General features: G+C 34.1%; 6 protein-coding genes. All 6 read right to left on the bottom strand.

The window, feature by feature from the left end; all coding sequences use genetic code 11:
* On the bottom strand, window positions 1–214 hold a 214-nt coding region (locus K292_RS0111075), incomplete at its 3' end, for a transposase (RefSeq protein ID WP_037373098.1).
* 51 nt (window positions 215–265) lie between these two features.
* On the bottom strand, window positions 266–1,207 hold the full coding sequence (locus K292_RS0111080) for a hypothetical protein (protein WP_027399885.1): 942 nt from the start codon (window positions 1,205–1,207) through the stop codon (window positions 266–268).
* A gap of 318 nt (window positions 1,208–1,525) precedes the next feature.
* Window positions 1,526–2,425 carry a S8 family peptidase gene (locus K292_RS0111085; protein WP_169515461.1) on the bottom strand — a complete coding sequence of 300 codons (900 nt, stop codon included), beginning with the start codon at window positions 2,423–2,425 and terminating at the stop codon, window positions 1,526–1,528.
* Between the two features lie 83 nt (window positions 2,426–2,508).
* On the bottom strand, window positions 2,509–9,198 hold the full coding sequence (locus K292_RS0111090) for an S-layer homology domain-containing protein (protein ID WP_027399887.1): 6,690 nt from the start codon (window positions 9,196–9,198) through the stop codon (window positions 2,509–2,511).
* A gap of 12 nt (window positions 9,199–9,210) precedes the next feature.
* Window positions 9,211–17,673 carry a midas domain-containing protein gene (locus tag K292_RS0111095; RefSeq protein WP_027399888.1) on the bottom strand — a complete coding sequence of 2,821 codons (8,463 nt, stop codon included), beginning with the start codon at window positions 17,671–17,673 and terminating at the stop codon, window positions 9,211–9,213.
* A 651-nt stretch (window positions 17,674–18,324) separates the two neighbouring features.
* A complete protein-coding gene (locus tag K292_RS0111100; RefSeq protein WP_027399889.1) occupies window positions 18,325–20,865 on the bottom strand; it encodes a helix-turn-helix transcriptional regulator in 2,541 nt (846 codons plus the stop codon).
* Window positions 20,866–20,933: the final 68 nt, after the last annotated feature.

Below are 20,933 nucleotides of genomic sequence, written 5' to 3' on the forward strand. Positions count from 1 at the left end.
AGTTAGGATTAGAACTTCTTTCTGATTTGCTATAGCCTAAATGATCATCCATTTCAGATTCCATCATACTTTTAATAGTACCTCCAAGCAAATCTCTCAAAGCATCTTGAATATCTTCTGCTGTTTCGATATCATACTCTTCAATTAAACTTGCAATAATGTTTTTCTTCCCTTCGGTCAATGGACCAACTTTGTACACATTTTTCTTTGCCATAAAAATAGCCTCCTATAATAATTTGATTTTATCATAGAAAGCTATATAGTTTTAATATTTTACAGACTTTTTTTCACAGTCTCCATAGTTAAGTGAATTACCTGTCAGCTCTTCACACCTTTTGTTAAAGTATGTATCAAGGAAAGATACATTTGATCCCTCAATGCCTGAAAAATAAATGGTATCAGCTGTGCCTGCATCATGGTCATCTTTGACAGCAATACTTATTTTTCCTGAAAACTCATTTTCATTCTTATCATAACCTTTATAGCTGATCGTTAGCGTACCATCATAATCATCGTCGGCAAGAAAAGATACATCATCTATAGACAAGTCTTCATCATAGTAATACTTTTTTGAATCACTGACCTTAGCCTTATTCTTGCCATCATAATCATAATAGAGTACTCCCTTTGATGAAGATGGTAAGGTGAACTTCACGTACTTGAGATTTTCTTTCTTCAGCTTCTTGCATACCTTATTGAAATCGTCTTCGTGAAAGTCTACATTATCTCCCGAATTTACTGAATATTCGATCGTATCCGCATCACTATCGCTACCTTCAACAGTTATTTTTATTTCTCCTGAAAACTCATTTCCATCCTTATCATAACCTTCATAGCTGATCGTTACTGTACCATCATAATCATCATCAGCAAGAAAAGAAACATCATCTATGGACAAATCGTCATCATAATAATACTTTTTTGAGCTACTAACCTTAGCTTCATCCTTACCCTTATAATCATAATAAAGTACCCCCTTTGATGAAGATGGTAAGGTGAACTTCACGTACTTGAGATTTTCATCCTTTAGCTCCTTGCATACCTTATTGAAATCGCCTTCGTGAAAGTCTACATTATCTCCTGCATCTACCGAATATTTAATCGTATCGGCATTATTAGATGAAGCAAACGATACTGTAGGAACAAAAAGAGTAACCATCATCATTGATAAAATAATGGAAATGTGTTTTTTTAAATTACTTTGCATTTTTATCCTCCTAACTTACATAAAAAATACTTTTTCTTGAACACTCTTAAAGGAATCTTTTACATAATTTTACCATATAAAATTGACTATTACATGTTTTATTTATGTGACCCTTGTGAAAATTATACTTTTTTTCACAATCAGCCTTTAAGCTGCAAATTAATAAATGCTAAAATAACGATATAAAGAAAAATTGTAACGCACTAGCGATACAACTTTCGATTTGATATTTTTGTTTAAATTAATCTGTAATCAGCTTTTCTTAATTTTAAATATTATTGCATATTCTCTTAAACAGGAATCCTATTTTTATATATCTTAGTTTATATTTTTTAAAAACTTAAGTGCTGAAGCGGAATTTATTTTTCCCCATCCATAAACTGAATCATAACCTTTATCTCCCAAATCTTCAGCTGATATTGAAATAGTATTTCGAATATCTTTTGGCGTACTGCTTGGAGCTTCCGATAACAAAGAAGCTATAATCCCTGCGGCAGAAGCATTAGCATAGGAAGTTCCCGAAAAGCATCTTACATTTTCATCTAAAGATAAAGCTTTGATATTTTTACCTTGAGTTACACAAAATACTCCATTACGCTGTGAAAATTCGGCTATTTCGTCATTCCCATCAATTGCACCTACACCTATTACAGTATCATAAGCAGCAGGATAATATATCTTTTCAGCTGCTCTTTCATTATCATTTCCCACAGCAGCCACAATAATAACTCCTTTTTCCTCTGCATACTCTACCGTTTCTCTCAGATTGTCATCATCCTTAGTTGTTCCTGAACTAATACATAAAACTTTACAATGATACACATCAATTGCATCTCTCATGGCTTTAATCAAAAGCTCTAAACCTCCATTTTTTGTAACACCAGAAGGATAGCGAGATTGATAAATCAAAGGAACAATAGTTGCTTTCGGAGCCGTACCAATTAAAATATTCTTATCATTTTTTACTCCCAGAATCACAGAAGCAACTCTGGTTCCATGGCCGATTTTATCTTCCAATCCTTCCTCTGGGAAAACATAGTTTTTTCCTTGTACTATCTTCTCTTGAAATTCTATTCTATAATTTCCCATTATCCCTGTGTCAATAATTCCAATTCGAATCCCTTCTCCATTATGCAAATTATCTGCAAAAATGGCTTGAGGAAATATCAAGCTCCATATAATTACTGCAAAATATATAATGTATTTTTTTCTTTTCACTTTTTTTCCCTTTCTGCAAGGTAAATTACGGAATACATTGCCCATAAAATGGCAATGTACTCCATGCTGTTATACTTAATAATCTACTTTTCCTTAGTTTCCTTCGTTTCTTCCTTTGTATTACACTTATTAATAAACCTTAAAATCAAGGCGGAGACTTCTGCTCTTGTAGCAGTATTTTTTGGATATAGCATATTATTATTGCTGCCCTTAAAAATTTCTGATGATAAAGCCCACTCAACAGACTCCCTTGCATATTCGGAAATATCTTCTATATCCTTGTAATCAGAAGTATTCACTTTTTCTTCATAAGTCAGGTCATAGTTCTGACATTGTGCATATCTGTACAAAAATACTGCTATTTGTTCTCTTGTTACAAGATTATCCGGTTGGAAAATTCCTTCACTAACTCCTTTTACAATTCCGTATTTTCCTGCCCAGGATACATACGGTGCATAATATGATTTCTCTGCAACATCAGAATATTGAGTATCATCTGCTTTTGATTCAACATTGCCCATTCTACCCAAAACAGTGACAAACATGCCCCTTGTCATTCCTTGTTCCGGAGCAAAAACAGTATCTGTAACGCCTTTAAAAAGACCTCTTTCAACAACGGCTCTAATATATTCTTCAGCCCAATGTCCTCTCACATCCGTAAATTTATCAAATATTAAATCAGACACTTGTGAAGCTTTAGCAAAAACAGCTTTTATTGTATGTTTTTCTGTAATATTTTCAAAGTTATATTTTTTAACTACACCTATGCTCTTTCCATCTACTAAAACATCTTTAATCTCATATCCTTCAGATGGCGTTATGGTAAATGTCCTTTCAGAATTCTTATCCACATCCACACTTCCTGAAGGACTTATAGTTCCATTTTCACCTGCAGATGCAGTAATAACATATGATTTGTCATTACTTTTCCCTGAACTGCCATTACTGTTTCCACCGGAAATTTTCTCAAATTGTGCAGTTACAGTTACATTACGTCCAGGCATAGTAAAGGAATTACCTTCAATTCCTGCCTGATTAACAATTACCTGTTTAAGCCTATATCCCTCTGTTGGTACAGCAGTAACTTTTATAACAGAATCCTGTTTTGCAGAAATTTGAGAAATCTCTATTTTCCCGCCTTCTGATGGCTGAATAACATTAATATTATAGTAAGTATCACCTGTTATACTTCCACTTGATTGTGACCCAAATACAGCAGCTGCTGTATAGCCTCCATCTTCCGACACCATCAATTTTCCTAGAACCATACCTTGCGCGCCTGCTCCTACAGTAAGCATACCCTCATCTGTGACAGAAGCTGCTCCCGAAATTGCAGCAGTATCCCAAGATACAAGGGAGGAGTTATTTAAAACGATTTCTCCTTCCTCATTCTTATCAGAAGATTGCACACTTGCTTTCAATATAAGATTTTTTACAAATTCAGCATCTGATTGCTTTCCTCCTGTCAGTGACTTATTTGTAATATCAACTCCATCTGCATAAAGTTTTAATGTATCAATCTTCCCAAGAGCCTTATTATTAACAGTAACTGTCTTTACCGTTTCATTACCTGCCTTATCTTTAACCAATACTGTAACATTTTGAGAAGCCATTGTCTTATTTAGATTTATGGTCTGACTGAATCTGCCGCTGCTGTCAATAGATGGCGAATATTCAGTTCCATTAATATTAATCTTTGTTCCCTTATCTGTAATTCCCTTTACCTCTAAAGTTCCGTCAGTTTCAAAGAAACCACCATTTATAGGTTCTTCAAGCATTAATCTAGGAGGTAATGTATCTACGGCAAAACGTTTTTGTGCTAAGACCCCATCCCCAGCGCTATTGGTACCTATAAACATTAATGTATGATTTCCGTCTTCAATCTCATTAAGTACAATTTTAGAATTGTCACTATTTATAATCTCTTCTGATAATCCTGCGGTATTTTTTGTTCCATCACCATCAGCCCATTGGTAACCTGTATCCAGATACCATCTGCCTGATACACTTTGATCGGATTTCAAATTAAAAGTAATATTATTGGTTCTAAAAGTATCAATCATTACATTTTGTGCTTCCCCGTTAGAGTACCCTACTTCCACAGCTCCTGATGCTGTAAACTGTACATTTGCAGGCTCAGGCTTTGATAAAATGATTTCATTTGAGAAAGTCTCAGAGGAATAGAATATTATAGGGTCGCCTGTATCTGAAGAAGCATCTTCCTTATAAGCTGCTACCCCCAATCTATAGACTTTACCTTCTTCAAGACCTCTTGTAACAGTCTCTGTTTTTTCAGCACCATTTTCAATAACAGGATCTCCATTCTCATCAGTTACTGTGTAAGTATAACTATTTCTGCCACCCACTGATAATTTTTTTGTATCTTTTATATATGCCATTCCACCATACTCACTAAGAGTCCACGAATTATCGCTTTCCTTTTCATAAACATTAATTAAATAGCCGTCATAGTCTCCGTCAGGTGCCTCTACATTTGCATCTATCTGATAATCTCCTCCATTTACTGCACTTACAGATTTCGGAGAAAAAGGCAGTTTTGTATTTGTAAACTGGAATTTGTCTGCTGAAACCGCAGTTTCACAAAGTTCTCCTTCTTTTGATGCAATCACCTTCAAATAGTATTCTCCGCTCTCCAAGCTATGAGGAAGCTCAAAGGTTACTTTTTTAGCACCGTCAATTATACCTGAACTTTTATCTAACTTGTAAATCAAAGATTCCTCTTTATCTTGATCATTTTTCACTGCCATAAAGCTTAATTTCTCAAATTGATTCAATTCTGAACCGTTCCAATTTACAGTCAATTTATTGCCATTAGCTAAAGATGCACTTACATTATCCAAACTTGCCATAGGACGTACATTATATAAAAGCAAATCTGCCGCTGCATCAGGGGTTTCAATGTTCCATTCTTTGTTATAAACTTCATCTGTTGTAAATGTAACATTCAGGCTTGCTTTTTTTGTGTCGGTATTATAAGTAAGGTTTGCATTTGAATTTGAGTTTTCAACTGAATTTGCATCTAAATCCTGATTATAAATTTTTATTTCATAAGAAGTTCCGTTATTATCTTTTACTTGAATATTTTTTGCAAGTTCCATTGCTTCTGCTTTTGTCTCGGCACTATAAGTCATGGATAATATAGCATCGTTGTCTCCTTCTCTATTGCCAAGATTCAAAAGGTGTAATTTTTTATCCGCTTTTGATTTTACAACAGCGGAAGTTGTTCCATCCATAAGTACAGTTGCAGAATCTATGTCTTCTGCCAATTCTGGCTGTGCTGCTAACTCAAAATTAGTTCCTACATGCATATATAAAAGTTTTCCGGTTTCAGGATCTTTATATACCGGAATATCATCGGTTCCAAGTAATTCAGGGAAGGATGGCTCAGGTGCATTTCCGCCAAATCCAAAGTCTACATCTCCGCCCCAATAATAACATACGCCTGCTTTGATTCCTATTACCTCAATACCGCCCCATATTTTATCAGAATTTGCTCCTAAATCAACACTTCCTAAATGTATGCCCCCTATGAAGAATACCTCATCAGGTATCTTTATTCCGGCTTTAACATAAAATTCAAAAAATCCATCATCTTGAACTACAATATATCCGCCTCCGCTTATAATATTCAAAACATTAACGCTGACAGATGCCAAGAAATAAAATTCAGGATACCAGTCAAACTGAAGCTGGGCATGATTTAATACTTTAATATCCGTATCCGTAATAACACCATCACTAACTTTAATTCCAAGACCCCTTAAGCTAAGTGATAAATCTGCTTTCGCCGAAAAGACCTGCATAATAGATAATTGTGCAGAAAGCAAAATTTTTAATGGAGGTACAGAATCTGTTGCAAATATAGTATCATATAATTTGTCAATACCTCCTCCTCCGCCTTGGAGCCATACCACGCCAAATCCATCTACATTAACCCCCGGCTTGAAACCTTTAATAAAGAAATAGAGTTTATCTGGAACAGGATATCCGTCTTTACTCTTTATATATATCTCTGCTTCCACTTCCATTTTTGTAAATTTACATTTTCCTGCAACACCTACCTGCCAATCACCAATAGTATTGATTGTTAACTTTGCAGCCATTGTAGGCATAGCAGGCGTATATCCGGGAATTTGGAGTTCTACAGTTGTATTAAAGCCAATATATTCGCCACCGAACAATATATCTTTTACCTTAATACTACCTACCCCTTCATCAGCTTTTTGATCCATCCTCACTTGGTCCTTATGATATTCCCAAGCACTTCGCATATGCTGTGAAGTGTAAGATCTATCTTCAAAGAAGGTTAAGTTTATTTTATCAAATAAATCTAACTGAACAGGAGATTTTTCTGCATTATTAGGAATGAGAAAAGAAAGATCCAAATTTGCGCCAAAACCTATAACACGCCTTAATTCACTGCCATTATCTTTTATCACTCCCAATTCACCATAACGAAATTCAAAAATCATGCCTGCAATTGTTTGAGCAGCTCCGGCAGCACTTGGCCATATTAATGTAATGGTTTCCTTATTTGCCATAGGATCAGGATTGCTCTGTCGTTTACCGTTTTTATCAAATGGTATCAACTCATAATCGGTACCATTCTTAATAGAAGTCAGAGCAGAAACCCCTCCTTTCCATATAGTAGTACGTGCACCTGTAGTATATAACTCTGCATCAAAATCCACATTAATAGCCTGATTCGGTTGATTGTAATTTTCTATGGAAACAGAAACACTTCCGTTTTCTATATCAATGCAATTGTTTAAGGTCATTACATTATCGCTGCTTCCTGTAGAAACGCCAGTATATTTTAGCACTGTTCCATCTGGGGCCACTTGATCTGCAGCACTAATTTCCCCTTTTAATTCAAGAAGAACCTCGCCTAAATCATTTTTCCCTTTCTCATATGCAGTTTCACTTCCGAAAGTTTTAATCTCATATTGTGACTGGTCATAAGAAGTACCTTTTTTTTGAATAACCGCAATAACTCCATATCCATCATTTCTGTAAGCTTTATCATCACTTACTGCAAATTTCATAGCAGGAGCTGCAATTTCTTTTTTCCCCGTATCAGTATAACTTATTACCAACTGATAATTTCCCACAGCCATCGTATCATTTAAAACCACATCTATGGTATTATCCTCTTCATTGATCAAAAACTGCTCTGCAGGTATTTTATAGGCTTTCCCTTCTCCGGTTACAGGTCTTGCGAGAACTTTATATTCCGACTTATTTGACAACATGTTAAAATTATCTCCTGTCAAAAATAAATGACGTGTCCCTTCATTGTAAATAATATCAGGAGAAATACCTGTAAATTTAATTTCAGGCAGCTTTCCATCTCCTCCCGGACATAAAATATAGCACATTCCTTCACCAAGAAGATTTTCTTCCAAAAGCTGACCACTTCCTGTAGGATCCACATCTGCACTCACATTATATACTTTAAAATGTACTTTTCTATAAGCTGCCTCTGCTCCTATAGATGCATTAAAATTCCACGAAATTGTCTTAGTCTCATCAACTTTAAAGTCATTGATCTCTTTCGTATAAGGGTTTACATAGCTTGTATCTGTCTGAATCACATTATCATCACTGACAGGTGTTATACCCGTTTGACAGTAAGCTGCAACCTTTACTTTCTCATACTTTTTCGCTGTATTAGTTTTAAAATTTTCAATAGATGTCTGTATCGTAAAATCACCATCGTCTCCGCCTTCAAACTCACTTTTATAAGTTTTATTATCTTCTGCCAGTTTCATAGATGATGGTGCTGTCATATTTACAGAAACCGTATTATTATCTGAAACTTTTTCATTGGAATATACACCATAATAAGTAGCAATAGACTTTGAACTTTCATTTGTTACAGTTCCAATGTTGTAATATAACGCATAAGCACTATCTGCTGTAAGATATTTTTTATTATTAGGATTTGTAAATGACAAATCTGTATCAGGTGTGAAATCAAATACACTTGCTGCCAGATTGTTCCAATGTCCGAAAGCGACTTTATCAGGTTTACATTCTTGTTCATTTATTGATGCGTTTACTGTATATGCTAAAATAGTTGGGTTATTTACATCATCATACGCAAAAAAGGTTTTTTCATATAAACTTCCGTCCGTATTGGGAAATTCACTCTCTTTTTCAACTCTTTTGTATTTTCCGTCTGTTCCTGCCATCTCATATATGGCATAATCTTGATACCCTAAAGCTGTATCCATAAGAATTCTGGCACTTATATCAGCTTTAGAGCCCGTTGTTTCTGCAGTATATGAAATATATGCCATCCCATGATTGTTAGAGCCTGCATTAGCAAGCTCTATTCTCTGGGTAAATTTCAAGTCATCTACTTCCCACTGTGCGGTTATACCTGCAGCATCTTGAGTAACTTTAACTTGATGATCCATAAGTCCAAGAAAGCTGTATTTCCCACCGAAAATATAGTCCTTTGTTTTACCATCTCTTGTTACTCTAAATGAAGTGAAAGAAGTATCATTTTCTCCACGAGGAAACAATAAATTTTTATTATTATCATCCTTGTTTAGTTTATCACCTTCTACTGTCCTGATATCAAAACCACCATTTTTTGCGGAAACAGTGACTTCCAGAAAACCATTATTTAAGGAATAGGTGTCAGGAGTTTGCAATTCTTCTGCCAAAACTTTTAAAGGAAATACTCCTATCATCATTATGACGGTTAGAAATACAGCTACTCCTCTCATGAAGCTTCGTTTCATATTTTCGTCTCCTTACTTTTGTATATAAACATAAGTGATATAATCTTTACGATTCTGTGCCTGAACATATATTGTATAAAAACCTGTATCAGGTAAAGTGAAGCTATCTGTCTCTACTTGTGTTGATCGGATCTTCATTTGCCCTGCCGTTTTTATACCTGCTTTATATGACACTGTACATGGCTCTGTATCTATCCCGTTAGATGGTAGATTTTCAATAGTCAAAGTAATATCATTTTTTTTCACTACCATTGTGGACTCAGGCTCTGTACTTTCTCCGTTTATAAGCAGATTCAAGCTATTCTTGTCATATATTCTTAAAATTCTTTGGGCATTAGAAATATTTCCTACGCTATCTTCTGCCTCATAAGTTATATCATATTTTCCTATTTCCATATTATCTGTAACAGAGACAGGTTCTTGTACTTCACCTTTTATCAACATTACAGATTTTATAAGCGCAATCAATCCGTTGTCTTTATTATCACTCACCGTAACTCCAGTTCTAAGCTTATTCAAAATATCAGTGGCACTGCTTCCTTCTTTTACAGATATTGTGGGTGTTGCAAAAATAATGGTTGGAGACATTGTATCCGGGATTTCTGCACTTAGATAATTATATATCTTTGTTCCTTTTACATTGTCTGTTACTTCAATGGTATAAAATACTCTGCCGTCTTCAAAGTCAAATTGAAATGAATTCCACTCATTTGCTTTTGCATTTACAGTCTTATTACCAAATACGATGGTCCCTGCTTTGCTGAGTTTTACATAAAAAGTATCTCCATCTTTAATATTAAGTTTTTCTGAGCTGCTAACTGCACCTTGATCCTTTGCTGAAGTATTAAATGAAACTAACACTGATTCTTTATCCAATTCATCAACGGTTACTGTATGAACCAATATATTTCCCGCTTTGTCTGTAAAGTGCATATCATATATGCCATTTGCAGTAAATGTACACGTAAAATTCTTCTTTGCTGTTATTTTTTCTTTTGAAGAATCTTCTGCAAGGAAAACATCTTTATCTGTTTCAAACGTATAAGTTACACTCTGTTTATCTTCTGAAACATGAGAGTTTTCTGTAACATTAAATGCACTTTTATCTATACAATTTACATTTCCTAAACTATATACAGCAAATTTTCCGTTATAAGATTCAAAATATAAATCAATATCTTCATTTTCATGATAAGTTACCACGCCCCCACCCTGAATAAAGCTAATTTCAACCTTTGCACTATCCACAGGCTCAAGAGTACCTTTTTTATAAGCTTTTACTGTTTTTATAGTTTTATTAAATCTAATCTGTGCTATAACATCTTTATTTGTAGATTCTGTAGGAGGCGGATAAAGCCCATCTTCAACTCCTTGCCCTTCTCCTGAAGGTCTCCATTTTACACTTGTAATCTCCGGTGAAGAAACGTCGAGCCAATCAACTTTAGCGTTGGCGCTTGATGTATTTCCAACTTCGTCTTTAAAGTAAAAGACAAAATCTTCATTATCCAAATATTTATGATAATAAACCCCATCATGATCACCACCTGAAGCTTTTTCTACGCCTGCAATATTAGTAACTGTTATATCTTCATTTGGATTTAGATAACCAATTACTGAGTAAAAGGTTTCTGCTACATACTCTACTGTAGCTGTAGGTGCTGTGTTATCTATTTTATTAAAGTCCATTATTGGCAAAGTTGTCGTATTTCCCTTTTCATCTACTAAATAAACAACAAAACGTGCATTTTCATTTACGATAACCGCTCTATCTTCAACTGTTACACCTGGTATATTATCACTTATGTCGTTATATCCGCTTATTGCCGTTGCAGGATTCTTCACAATAAGCTTTACGCCGCTGTCATCAAATATATTAAAGCTTAGTAAATATCCTTGTGCCTTGTGCAGCTTTTCTAAGGCTTCTTCTAATGATGTACTATTATTGTAGCTGTCATCCTGCTGATTCATATAATCTAACTTTGAATAAAAAACCAAATCATAATCAGGGGCTTCTTTATCTTCTGCAGTTGAAATTACATCATGAGGTAAGGTAACTGTCATTGAACCTTTATTTTTCGCGGAATCTTCATATTCAAAAGTATATGCGTCACCTGCTTTAGCACCATTTGTAAAAGTGTAAGTTAGAGGTCCATTGGTTCCTGTAAGAAATTCATCACAATATAAACCTGCAACAACTGTACCTTCTGTAAAAGGAACTCCTTCCTCAGGTATTCCAGCAGTATAATAAATGTATGGTTTAACTTGCTCTATAGAACGATCTATATTGGAAACTGAAATAGTCTTATCCTTAGTTGTTCCACTTCCATTCACCATAGTAAATATAATGTTTCCATTATCAGTCATTGTAATTTCAGCTGATTTTTTATCTTCTGAAATGATCCCTTCTATAAAAGAGCCATCATCACTATTTATAAGCTTACCTTGTAATTTTTCAATACTTGCACTACTTCCTTCAGGAATTTCAATTGCCGCGGTAACATTTTCCCTGGTTGGTTCTGTTACAGAAAACTTCACATTAGCATTAAAATCACTGAAAGCTGATAACATTACATCCTCAGTATAATGTTCACCAAACAAATCTGAATATGATAAGCTGCATATTCCATTAGAGTAAATAGCCACCGTATCTGTATTTTTTCCAAATACAAGATTACTGTTAACAGGGGTGGTAACAAGAACTGGTGCTGTAAACTCTAGACTTACTTTATCTTCGCTAGTAAGGTTAACACTGTCAAAAGCAGGTTTAATATTTTTAATCTGTAATTCTAAATACGTATCATCAATCGGCTCTCCTTGTATTTCATCCCATTCTTCAGTTTCTTCATTATAAACCTCTTCAGATTCATAAATTTTAGATACATTTCCTGCTTTATCAGAGCCACTGAAAGTAAGTATTCTATTGGAATAATCTGCCGCATCCCCCTTATCATCAAACTTAAATGCACCCCATATTTCTACAGTCTTACTTAATTTATCTGAAGATAAAATAGTTTTTGTCTTATATATGCCTTTAGCCTTATCAGTATTAGATGCATTCCAGATACCATTTCCATCATTTTTAACAGGAACTTCAACCATAATAGATTCATTAGTCCCTTCTTCTTCATTCTCACCACCATCAGATTCTTCTTTTTCATTCAGCAATGAAGAGTATTCTTCATCAAATGTTAAATATACTTTACCATCTGTTATATCTTTATCATCAGTCATCTCAACAATAACATGAAATTCATTTTCAGGAGTCTTTTCCGAACTTTTTTTCACAGTTACAGTTGGTACTTTATTATCTATACATTGGATATTTTTCTCTTTTATAGTTATATTGCCAAAGGAGTCCATCACATAGAAACAATATTCTCCATTTTCTGTTATTGTAATAGGTTCTAATGACTCTATTTCTTTTTCACTTGGAACATACTCCCCTTCTTCTTTTCTAAGACAGTTAAAATTAACTGCTCCGTTTATAGAATTAATATCTTCTGCAAAAGCTGTTATTAAAGAATCATCTGCATCTCCGCTGTTACTAAATTTAAGTTCAAATTCAGGAGCTTGATCAGAAGTTGAAATATTAATTTGCTTAACCGGTGACAATTCTCCGTTTAATGAATAACTCTGGTAACATAAAACATTGCTTCCATTTCTCATTATAGGAACGTACCAATTTCCTTCTGCATCTTTATAACTGCTTTCTTTTGAAACTGCATCATTATTAATAACATTTAACGGGATTCCCATTCCAAAGCTGCTGTCTATATTCTGCCATTGCGCATAGCTAGGAGCTTCTCCATTTGAAGTACTTGCTGCATTCCATATTTTTATTGACCCTAACAAATCATCAGGTTCGAAAAACTTAAGCTCTTCTCTTCCTTCATCCTCCGCAAAGTATACAAGCTTTGGTACTATATCCCTTGTAAGATACTTTTGAATAACCCTTTCACTTTTAAAGCCATCTTTATCCTGTGTCGTTCCAATCATTATATTTGAACAATCTGTATCAAAAGATTTACCAAATAAATAAGATCCATTATCTTCTGATTTAATTGAAATATGATAAATTTGATCTCCTTCATCTATAATATTGTTTCCGTTAACAAACATATCTTTGTAATATACTTTTTTTATTTGGTCTGAAGTCAAAGACTTTAATGAAACTTCAAAAGTATAAAATCCGGTTTTATCTGTTATTCCATCGGGAATAACAAAAGTCTGTTCTTTACCGCTTTTAATCGGTTTACCTTTTACAAGTGGTGTCATATCTTTTATAGAAGTATAACTTTGACCATCAGAAAAGGTTAAAGACTGCCCGTTTTTTGTTGCAAAATATCCAGATTTATTGATTCCATGCTCTGTATAATAAAAAGCAACATAAGTATCATCACTATCAAAATCAATTTCCCTGATCCCCCAATCAGGCTCCAAAGAGTTATCTAGGGAAAATGGAATTTTTGCTCCGTCTAAATTATTTAAGTACTTAGATTTCTCTCCCGGAATGAAATTGTTATCTTCCCATAATAAACCTTCTGTACCATCAGCTTGACTAACTATCCCAAAGTTAACGGCTGCTGTATCTGAAGATCTTGATCTTGGAGCAAGGGAAAGCTTAAATTCCTGAATATTTAAATTTCCTTCAATTCTGGTGAATGGAAGAAGGACGTTTACTCTTTCATAGTTACTGCCAGTAGCTCCCAACGTCTTTGCTTTTTCTAAAATTTCATTAGGTATAACTTCTTCTTTATTCTGCAAAAGATCATTATAATCAACTTCTTCTTTATTCTGCAAAAGATCATTAGGATCAACTTCTTCTTTATTGGATTCTTCTGTAATTATAAGTTCTTCCATTAAAACAGGATCAACTGAACCTATATTCTCTGCATCTTTAGTTTCTGAACTACTTTCTTCATCTATTCCTTTGTCATTATTAGACTCTATCTCTCCGTCATCTGCTTCATCTTGGGAATTAGAATCTGTATCACCGCTTTCTGTTTCCTCCTGAGAATCAGAATTTGTATTTCCGCTTTCTACTTCATCCTGAGAATCAGAATTTGTATTTCCGCTTTCTACTTCATCCTGAGAATCAGAATTTGTATTTCCGCTTTCTACTTCATCCTGAGAATCAGAATCTGTATTTCCGTTTTCTGCTTCATCTTGGGAATTAGAATCTGTATTTCCATTTTCTATTCCCCCTTCAGTAGCAGCTCCTGCATCATCAGACTCTTCAACTTCTTCATTTAAAATTTCTGGAGAAAGCTTTAGTTCTATATTTTCTTCTTCTTCAGAATATTCTCCTTTATAATAAAAGCTATTTTTAAAGTCTACACTTCCATCTTCTTTTCTTACAAAATAAATACCATCCGCTGAATCTAAATAAAATGCTGTATATTCTCCACAGCCATGATTAAAAAACTTCACATTTTTTGGAGCTAGGCCTGTACCTGAATATCTCCATACACTTAAATCTTGCGGAACATCACCATAAGCAGTTATGATTTTTAAATCTAAAGTTCCGTAATATGAAAGAAGTTTGCCCCCTATAACAATTGATTGAGGATTCAACATAGATCCAAGTAAATTTGTTTCATCTTCGCTCAGTTCTTCACTGTCTGTAAATAAGTACTGATTTTCTGATACCTTTGTAACTTTCGCTTTATACCATGTAGAATACCCTGATACCATAGCATCTTTGTAACCAGTGTTCATATTATATCCTACCTTTAAAGCTTTAAATAAATCTTCCTTAGTGGACAAATTTTCATCTCTGCTGGTTAATGCAATAACAAAATATTCATCATCTGTTTTGTTACTCGGATTTTTCAGCATAACTACAGAAGTCATTGGAAGATCAGTCATATTTTCATCGCTTCCTGAATAAGGTTTGAGCTCCATACCTATATCCACATTAGTTACAGGCTCATCAAGCCCATTTCTAATATCTATGTTAGCATTTGCTTTCTTTAAATCCAGCTCACACGGTATTCTTGCAGGTTCTTCTGACATATTTCCTTTTTCGTCTTCAGCACGCAAAAGCAAATCATATAAGTGGGTTTTTTCTTCTTCCAAATTATTCTTGCTAATCTTTATTTTAAAAGCTGTTTGACTTCCGCCCTCTTCAGTTTCACCAACAAATTTTATCCATTCATCACTATCAGGCTGTGCGTCACGTGTTACCCATTGATAATCTACTTTTGAGGGCAATACACCTCCCCCATCTTTTACGCTGACAGTAACAGTTAAACTTCCCTTTGAGGAATCAGAATCAAAATACTGCTTATAACCGCTGCTTGTAATTTCAGGAGCAACGTAATCAGCACAAAAATCTAATGAGAAAGCATCATATCCTAAATTTGCAGCATAGTCTGAGGATTTAATAACAATCTGTGGTTGATGTAAATTATATTTTACGTCATCTCTTAATTTAATATGGATATAATTTCCCGTTTCCACCTGTGTAAAATACATTAAATTTAAATCACTTCCATTACTGGAATTCCCACCGATATATTGATTTTCTTCGGGTCTATCAGCACTTGCTGATACATAATAATCAAAAGGATAAGTGGTATCAGCTTCTACATCCATAAGAGCAAAGCTTCCTTTTACACCATTAAATCCGCTGGCATATGCCCCCTTTCCAATTACATCAACATCATTTATCGTAATAGGAAAATAAAATTCATTTTTCTCATTCCCCTCTGTATAATATAGTGGTGAATATAAATTATCTTTTCCTGAAGCTGCATTAGTTTTTGCTATAGGCAATTGTGTATCCAGATATTGCTGCTGTGAAGGTACAGGTATCTGCTGAAACTCTTCTGTATTTTCCAAATTTACAGCAGCATTTCCTCTTAAATCTACAGTTCCTTCAGGAAAAATCAGTTTAATTATTTTTAAAGGAGTTTTCTCTCCGTCTGGCATCATATCTTTTGTAATTTGAATTGGATCGAAAGTAAGTTTAGATACAGCAATTCCATTAACTCCATTATCAATAGTTGATAAGTCTGCACCTGTTAAAGTAACCGGAAGGTTATTTTCTTTTGCATTTAAAATTGCCCTTATTTGTGATGTATCTTGAGACAATTTTAATTGTTCACTGAATTTTACACTGAATGTCAAATCATCACCAATTCCTGCGAATACAGCGCTGCGATCAATATCTTCCGGCCAGTCTTCAGCTTGAGAAGTTTGATTACTGTCTGATGATATTCTTGCACCGCTTATTGCAATAGAAGAAACTTCAGGTGATACATTATCTAAAAAACAATTGTTAGAAAGATTCTTTGAACTGCCCTGCCAGTTAACAGGATTTCCTGCCATATCAGTTACTAGTGAAGATGTCTTAGTCAATTCTGAATACTTTTGTAGATTTTTGCTTAAAGTTAAAGTAGATCCCCCATTACCTATCAAAGATAAATTAAATGATGAATTTCCGCCTAAATTATTAACCCAGCCTTGTTTTGATGAAATCCCAAAAATTCGTACATTGGTTTTTTTACCATTTATTGTTTCTGGAACGGTAAATTTAAAAGACATCCTTTTCCCTGATAATTCTACTAACTTAGCTTGTATTTCACTCGTATCAATCTGTGTATTACTTTCCGCTCCCAATATAACCAAATTTAAAAGGACTGAATTTGTCGGTACTGTATTACTGGCAAAACGTATATTTTCACTGAAATTAAGATTTAGATATCCTATTTCCCCTGCTTTAAATCCTTCCTGTTCAACTTCTCCGTCTAATTTTCTGCTGGCAGTGATACTAGTTATTGAAGGATTTTTATCATCAATAAGACCAATTGAAGTATGGGCAACTTTTGAACTACCGCACTTGCATCCCCTAGATTCGAAATATGCTCTAAAAGATACACTGTCTGTTTTTACTTTTGCAGTATTTTCATGAAATACTGCACTTTCATCTGGTGCATCAGTATCACAACATATACATTTTGTATAACTCTTCTTATTGTTTTTATCTAAAGAATATAAATAAAAATATGATCTGTCTAAGATATTGTAGTTATGTCTCCAAAAATTTTTATGTTTATCTGCAGTCATATCAGCAGAAATATAAGCAGATAATTCTCCTGATGCAATTAGTTTTTTAAGTACGGGATCATTGAATTGCCACTTATATTCTGCTTTCCACGGATCCCCGTTTCCTTGATGCATCATTCTAGTATCATAATTCAAAGCGGAACCTTTTTCCCCTGTACCTTTTACATTGCTGCCTGATGTTTTTTTGAAATTATAAACTAGGTTAAAATTATTATCAGTGTTACGCAAATAAGTTCTTTTAAACATATCATTACAGGAATTCACTTTGTTCATTATACCTATAGTGGGTAATTGCACTTTATAGCTTATTGAGTCTTCTGTTCCAGCCCAAATAGAAGCCGGGAAAACAGAAAAAATCATAATTATTGATAAAAATAAAGCTATATTTTTTCTTTTATTCTGCATTATTTAACCTCCTCTTTATTTTTTCCTTCTTTTTTTAAGAAATACAGTTATTCTTGTCAACTTTGATCATCTACCAAAGCATATATCCTTATTTGGATTGCAAAATTATTATTTCTTTTCTTTTTACACACTTTACTCCCTCCATTTAATTAAATATAATTATTTGAACACATAAAAACCATATCTTATATTTTTGACTTTCAACAAAATATAATGGCATATTTTAAACCTTTATAGTTTTCTTTTGTTATATAAAAACATCTGATAAAAAATTTAGTTATATGGTGAAAAGCATACTCGAATCACAATATTTTTTTATTCCCTTATAAAAAAAGAGAATGATAAATTAAAAAATTTTTATTTGCATAACTGGTAATTCTATAATCTTTACCGTTCCAATTATTAACTATTTTTTTAACTTCTCATTTGTATATAAAATCAATATTCCTGCTGATATGTATATAATTTTTATTGAAATATAAATATTGTTTTAACTACATATCTTTAAATTTTTCGTATAATGTTTTGATAAAAATAATTCATTTTCTTTTTATGTAGAATACAGTTTTTAAGATATATAATAAACAAAAAGACTACTGTACAGTTTTCACTATACAGCAGCCTTCTTAATTTGTAGTGGGCCCTCAAGTACTATTTTTTTAGATAAAACATTTTTTCCAATTCTAACCGTTTATTCCTTCCATCACCTACAATATGCAGCTTATCAAAAATACGATTCAGTTGATTTTTAACCGTACTCTCAGAAAGGTGCAGCATTTTTGCAATTTCTAAATTCATCCTCCTCTGTGCCGCTAACTTTGCAATTTCCAGTTCACGCTTTGTCAGACCATAATCTTCATCTTCGCCCCAGATTCCCTGTAGAATTTTTCGTTTTCCAATATTAAATTGACGACCTAAAGAAATAATTTTGCGGATTTCATCCGTGTAAATACCGGATTTTTGTAATGTAGCCAGCTCTTTAGAAATATAACAATAGTTCTCTGCAAATGGCATTACAATACCATCAGGCAATGCCATATCTAATGCTATATTCAGCTCGTTTTTTGCTTCTCTGCTGCAAGAAAGGGCTGAATAAGCTGAAGCAAGTTGAATATGTAACCATATTTCACACAATACATTGTTATAAACGCTGTACAACTCTTCACATTCCTCACGCCTAGCGATTACTTCCGTCCATTGCTTCTTTGCAAGTAAAAGTTGATTATAAAAGGTAAGCAGCATTGGCGTAGCAGGAAACATAACCAATGCCTCCGAAAGCCGTCCCTCTCTAAACCACTCCGGTGCATCATCAGAATGTCCAAGTTGTGCGTAAATAAAACCCTGGCACATATCCAGCGTAGAAAGAAGTGTGTACTGTCGCTCTTGTCTGAGCCATTCCTGTGATTCTGCAAGCAATTTTTCCATAGTTACCGAATCGCCCTTAAACAAGGCTAAACGAATGGAAAGGAAATCGCAATCTATCATAATGCTGAACTGGTTTTTTCGTTTAGCTGCCGCTCTTGCTTTACGGTTGAAAATATCTGCATCAGTAAAAATACCTCGCTCATAACAAAGGTCTGCATAAAATCCATGTTCTGCCCCACTTCCATGACCATCTGATAATTTATAGAAATAAGGCATACATTCTTGCATTTCCATATTTTCACTATCTGCACCTCCCACCGTTCGGTGGTACATCATAAAAATAGATGGAGCAGAGAAAGTCCATGCACCCTTTTGATCAATGCTAACCGATGTCCGTCCAAGAAGAGTACAAGCGCGGCGGTGGTATTCACTCATAGCCGAAATGTTATTGTAACTAAGAAAGCTTTCGGATACCTCCGCATCACCCAGAAGATTATTGCGCTCTTCCTCGGTCAGCGAGTTATCTTGTTCCAATGCCCTTAAAAGTAACTTTTTAAGACGTAATATTTCAGAAATATTGTGAAAAGAAAACATCTTCACCATACAAGAAACTATAGTAATAGGAAATTTTAACAGATATTCTTCAGGGCACTCTTTTATCCAACGGAAAAACTCATTACTATGTTCCGAATGTAAACTTTTAGCTCTATCCTCTCCCAGTGAAGTAAGAAGACCTTCCCAATCAAAAGCTTGTGCAAATGCAAAATCTGCAAGAACATATTCTTTTTCTTTTAAATACCACCATCCCAGTAAAGAAAGATTTTTTCTTTGATACTCTATTGGTTTTTTTGTAAATTTTATACGAACACATTGTCTTAACATGTGATGACATCTATATATACCAGTCTCACTAAGTTTAATAAAAGCATTATTTTGAAAAAGAGATTTAAGTATCATCTTAGCATCCGGTTGCTGCCACAAATATTCCACTTGCTTTACTGTAAACTCATCCATCATGCCTGTTAATATAAGGAATTCTCGATGACGCTCCATTAACGGCTCCAAAAGCACTTGATTTATTATAGTAAAAATATCTGTTGTTTCAGCAGTCAATTTGCCTGTTTGTACATAAGCTTTGAAATTAAGATAAATCATTGAAATCCAACCTTCACTCATATTGGAAAGGGTTTTAATATCCCTTGAAGAGAAGTTAAGACCACAGCGCTTTGCATAAAGACCTACCTCCGTCTCGCTCAAACGTAGATCATCTGCTGTAATCTCATACAATGTAATGCCCATACGCATCCTTTCATCACTACTGAAAATTTGATTACGAGAGAGTAAGATAATATGAACACAATCAGGTAAACGACGAGATAGAAAAATTAAAAAAGTTACCAGATGTTTATGTGAAAATATATGTAAATCATCCATAACAAAACGTATGGGATAATTACTTTGTTCAAGTGCATCCTCTAAAAGCTCAGTCATAACTGACATGGCACGTGTATCTTCCGGATATCCCAATTCCTTAAGTTGTCCTGCTAATTCAGGATAATCACGAAAAGCCCTGCAGAATCCATTCCAAAAATCAATAACACTGTCTGTAACGATTATTTGTTTTAAGAGAATAGTGCCCGTCTTATGTCTCTTATGATACTTTACCCACCAGTCCATAGCTGTAGTTTTTCCGTATCCCATAGGAGCAATGACAGTGGTAATTGGGAAGCGATCCATATCCAAAAGCCGTTGCTTTAATCGGTCAGTGATAAAAATATCATTCATATGCGGGTAATTTTTTATCGTTAGTTCTTTTGTATACGACATAGCAATTCCTCCCTGGTTATCCACAAAAATACACGCTTCCATTTAAAAGCTATATATGTTTAGCATAT

This window comes from Anaerovorax odorimutans DSM 5092, from assembly GCF_000426305.1.
GTDB classification, from domain to species: Bacteria; Bacillota; Clostridia; order Peptostreptococcales; family Anaerovoracaceae; genus Anaerovorax; species Anaerovorax odorimutans.

Bases quoted from the DNA above. Each gene is read 5' to 3' on its own strand.
- K292_RS0111095 (WP_027399888.1), bottom strand. From the start codon at position 17,673: ATGCAGAATAAAAGAAAAAATATAGCTTTATTTTTATCAATAATTATG.
- K292_RS0111090 (WP_027399887.1), bottom strand. From the start codon at position 9,198: ATGAAACGAAGCTTCATGAGAGGAGTAGCTGTATTTCTAACCGTCATA.
- K292_RS0111100 (WP_027399889.1), bottom strand. From the start codon at position 20,865: ATGTCGTATACAAAAGAACTAACGATAAAAAATTACCCGCATATGAAT.
- K292_RS0111080 (WP_027399885.1), bottom strand. From the start codon at position 1,207: ATGCAAAGTAATTTAAAAAAACACATTTCCATTATTTTATCAATGATG.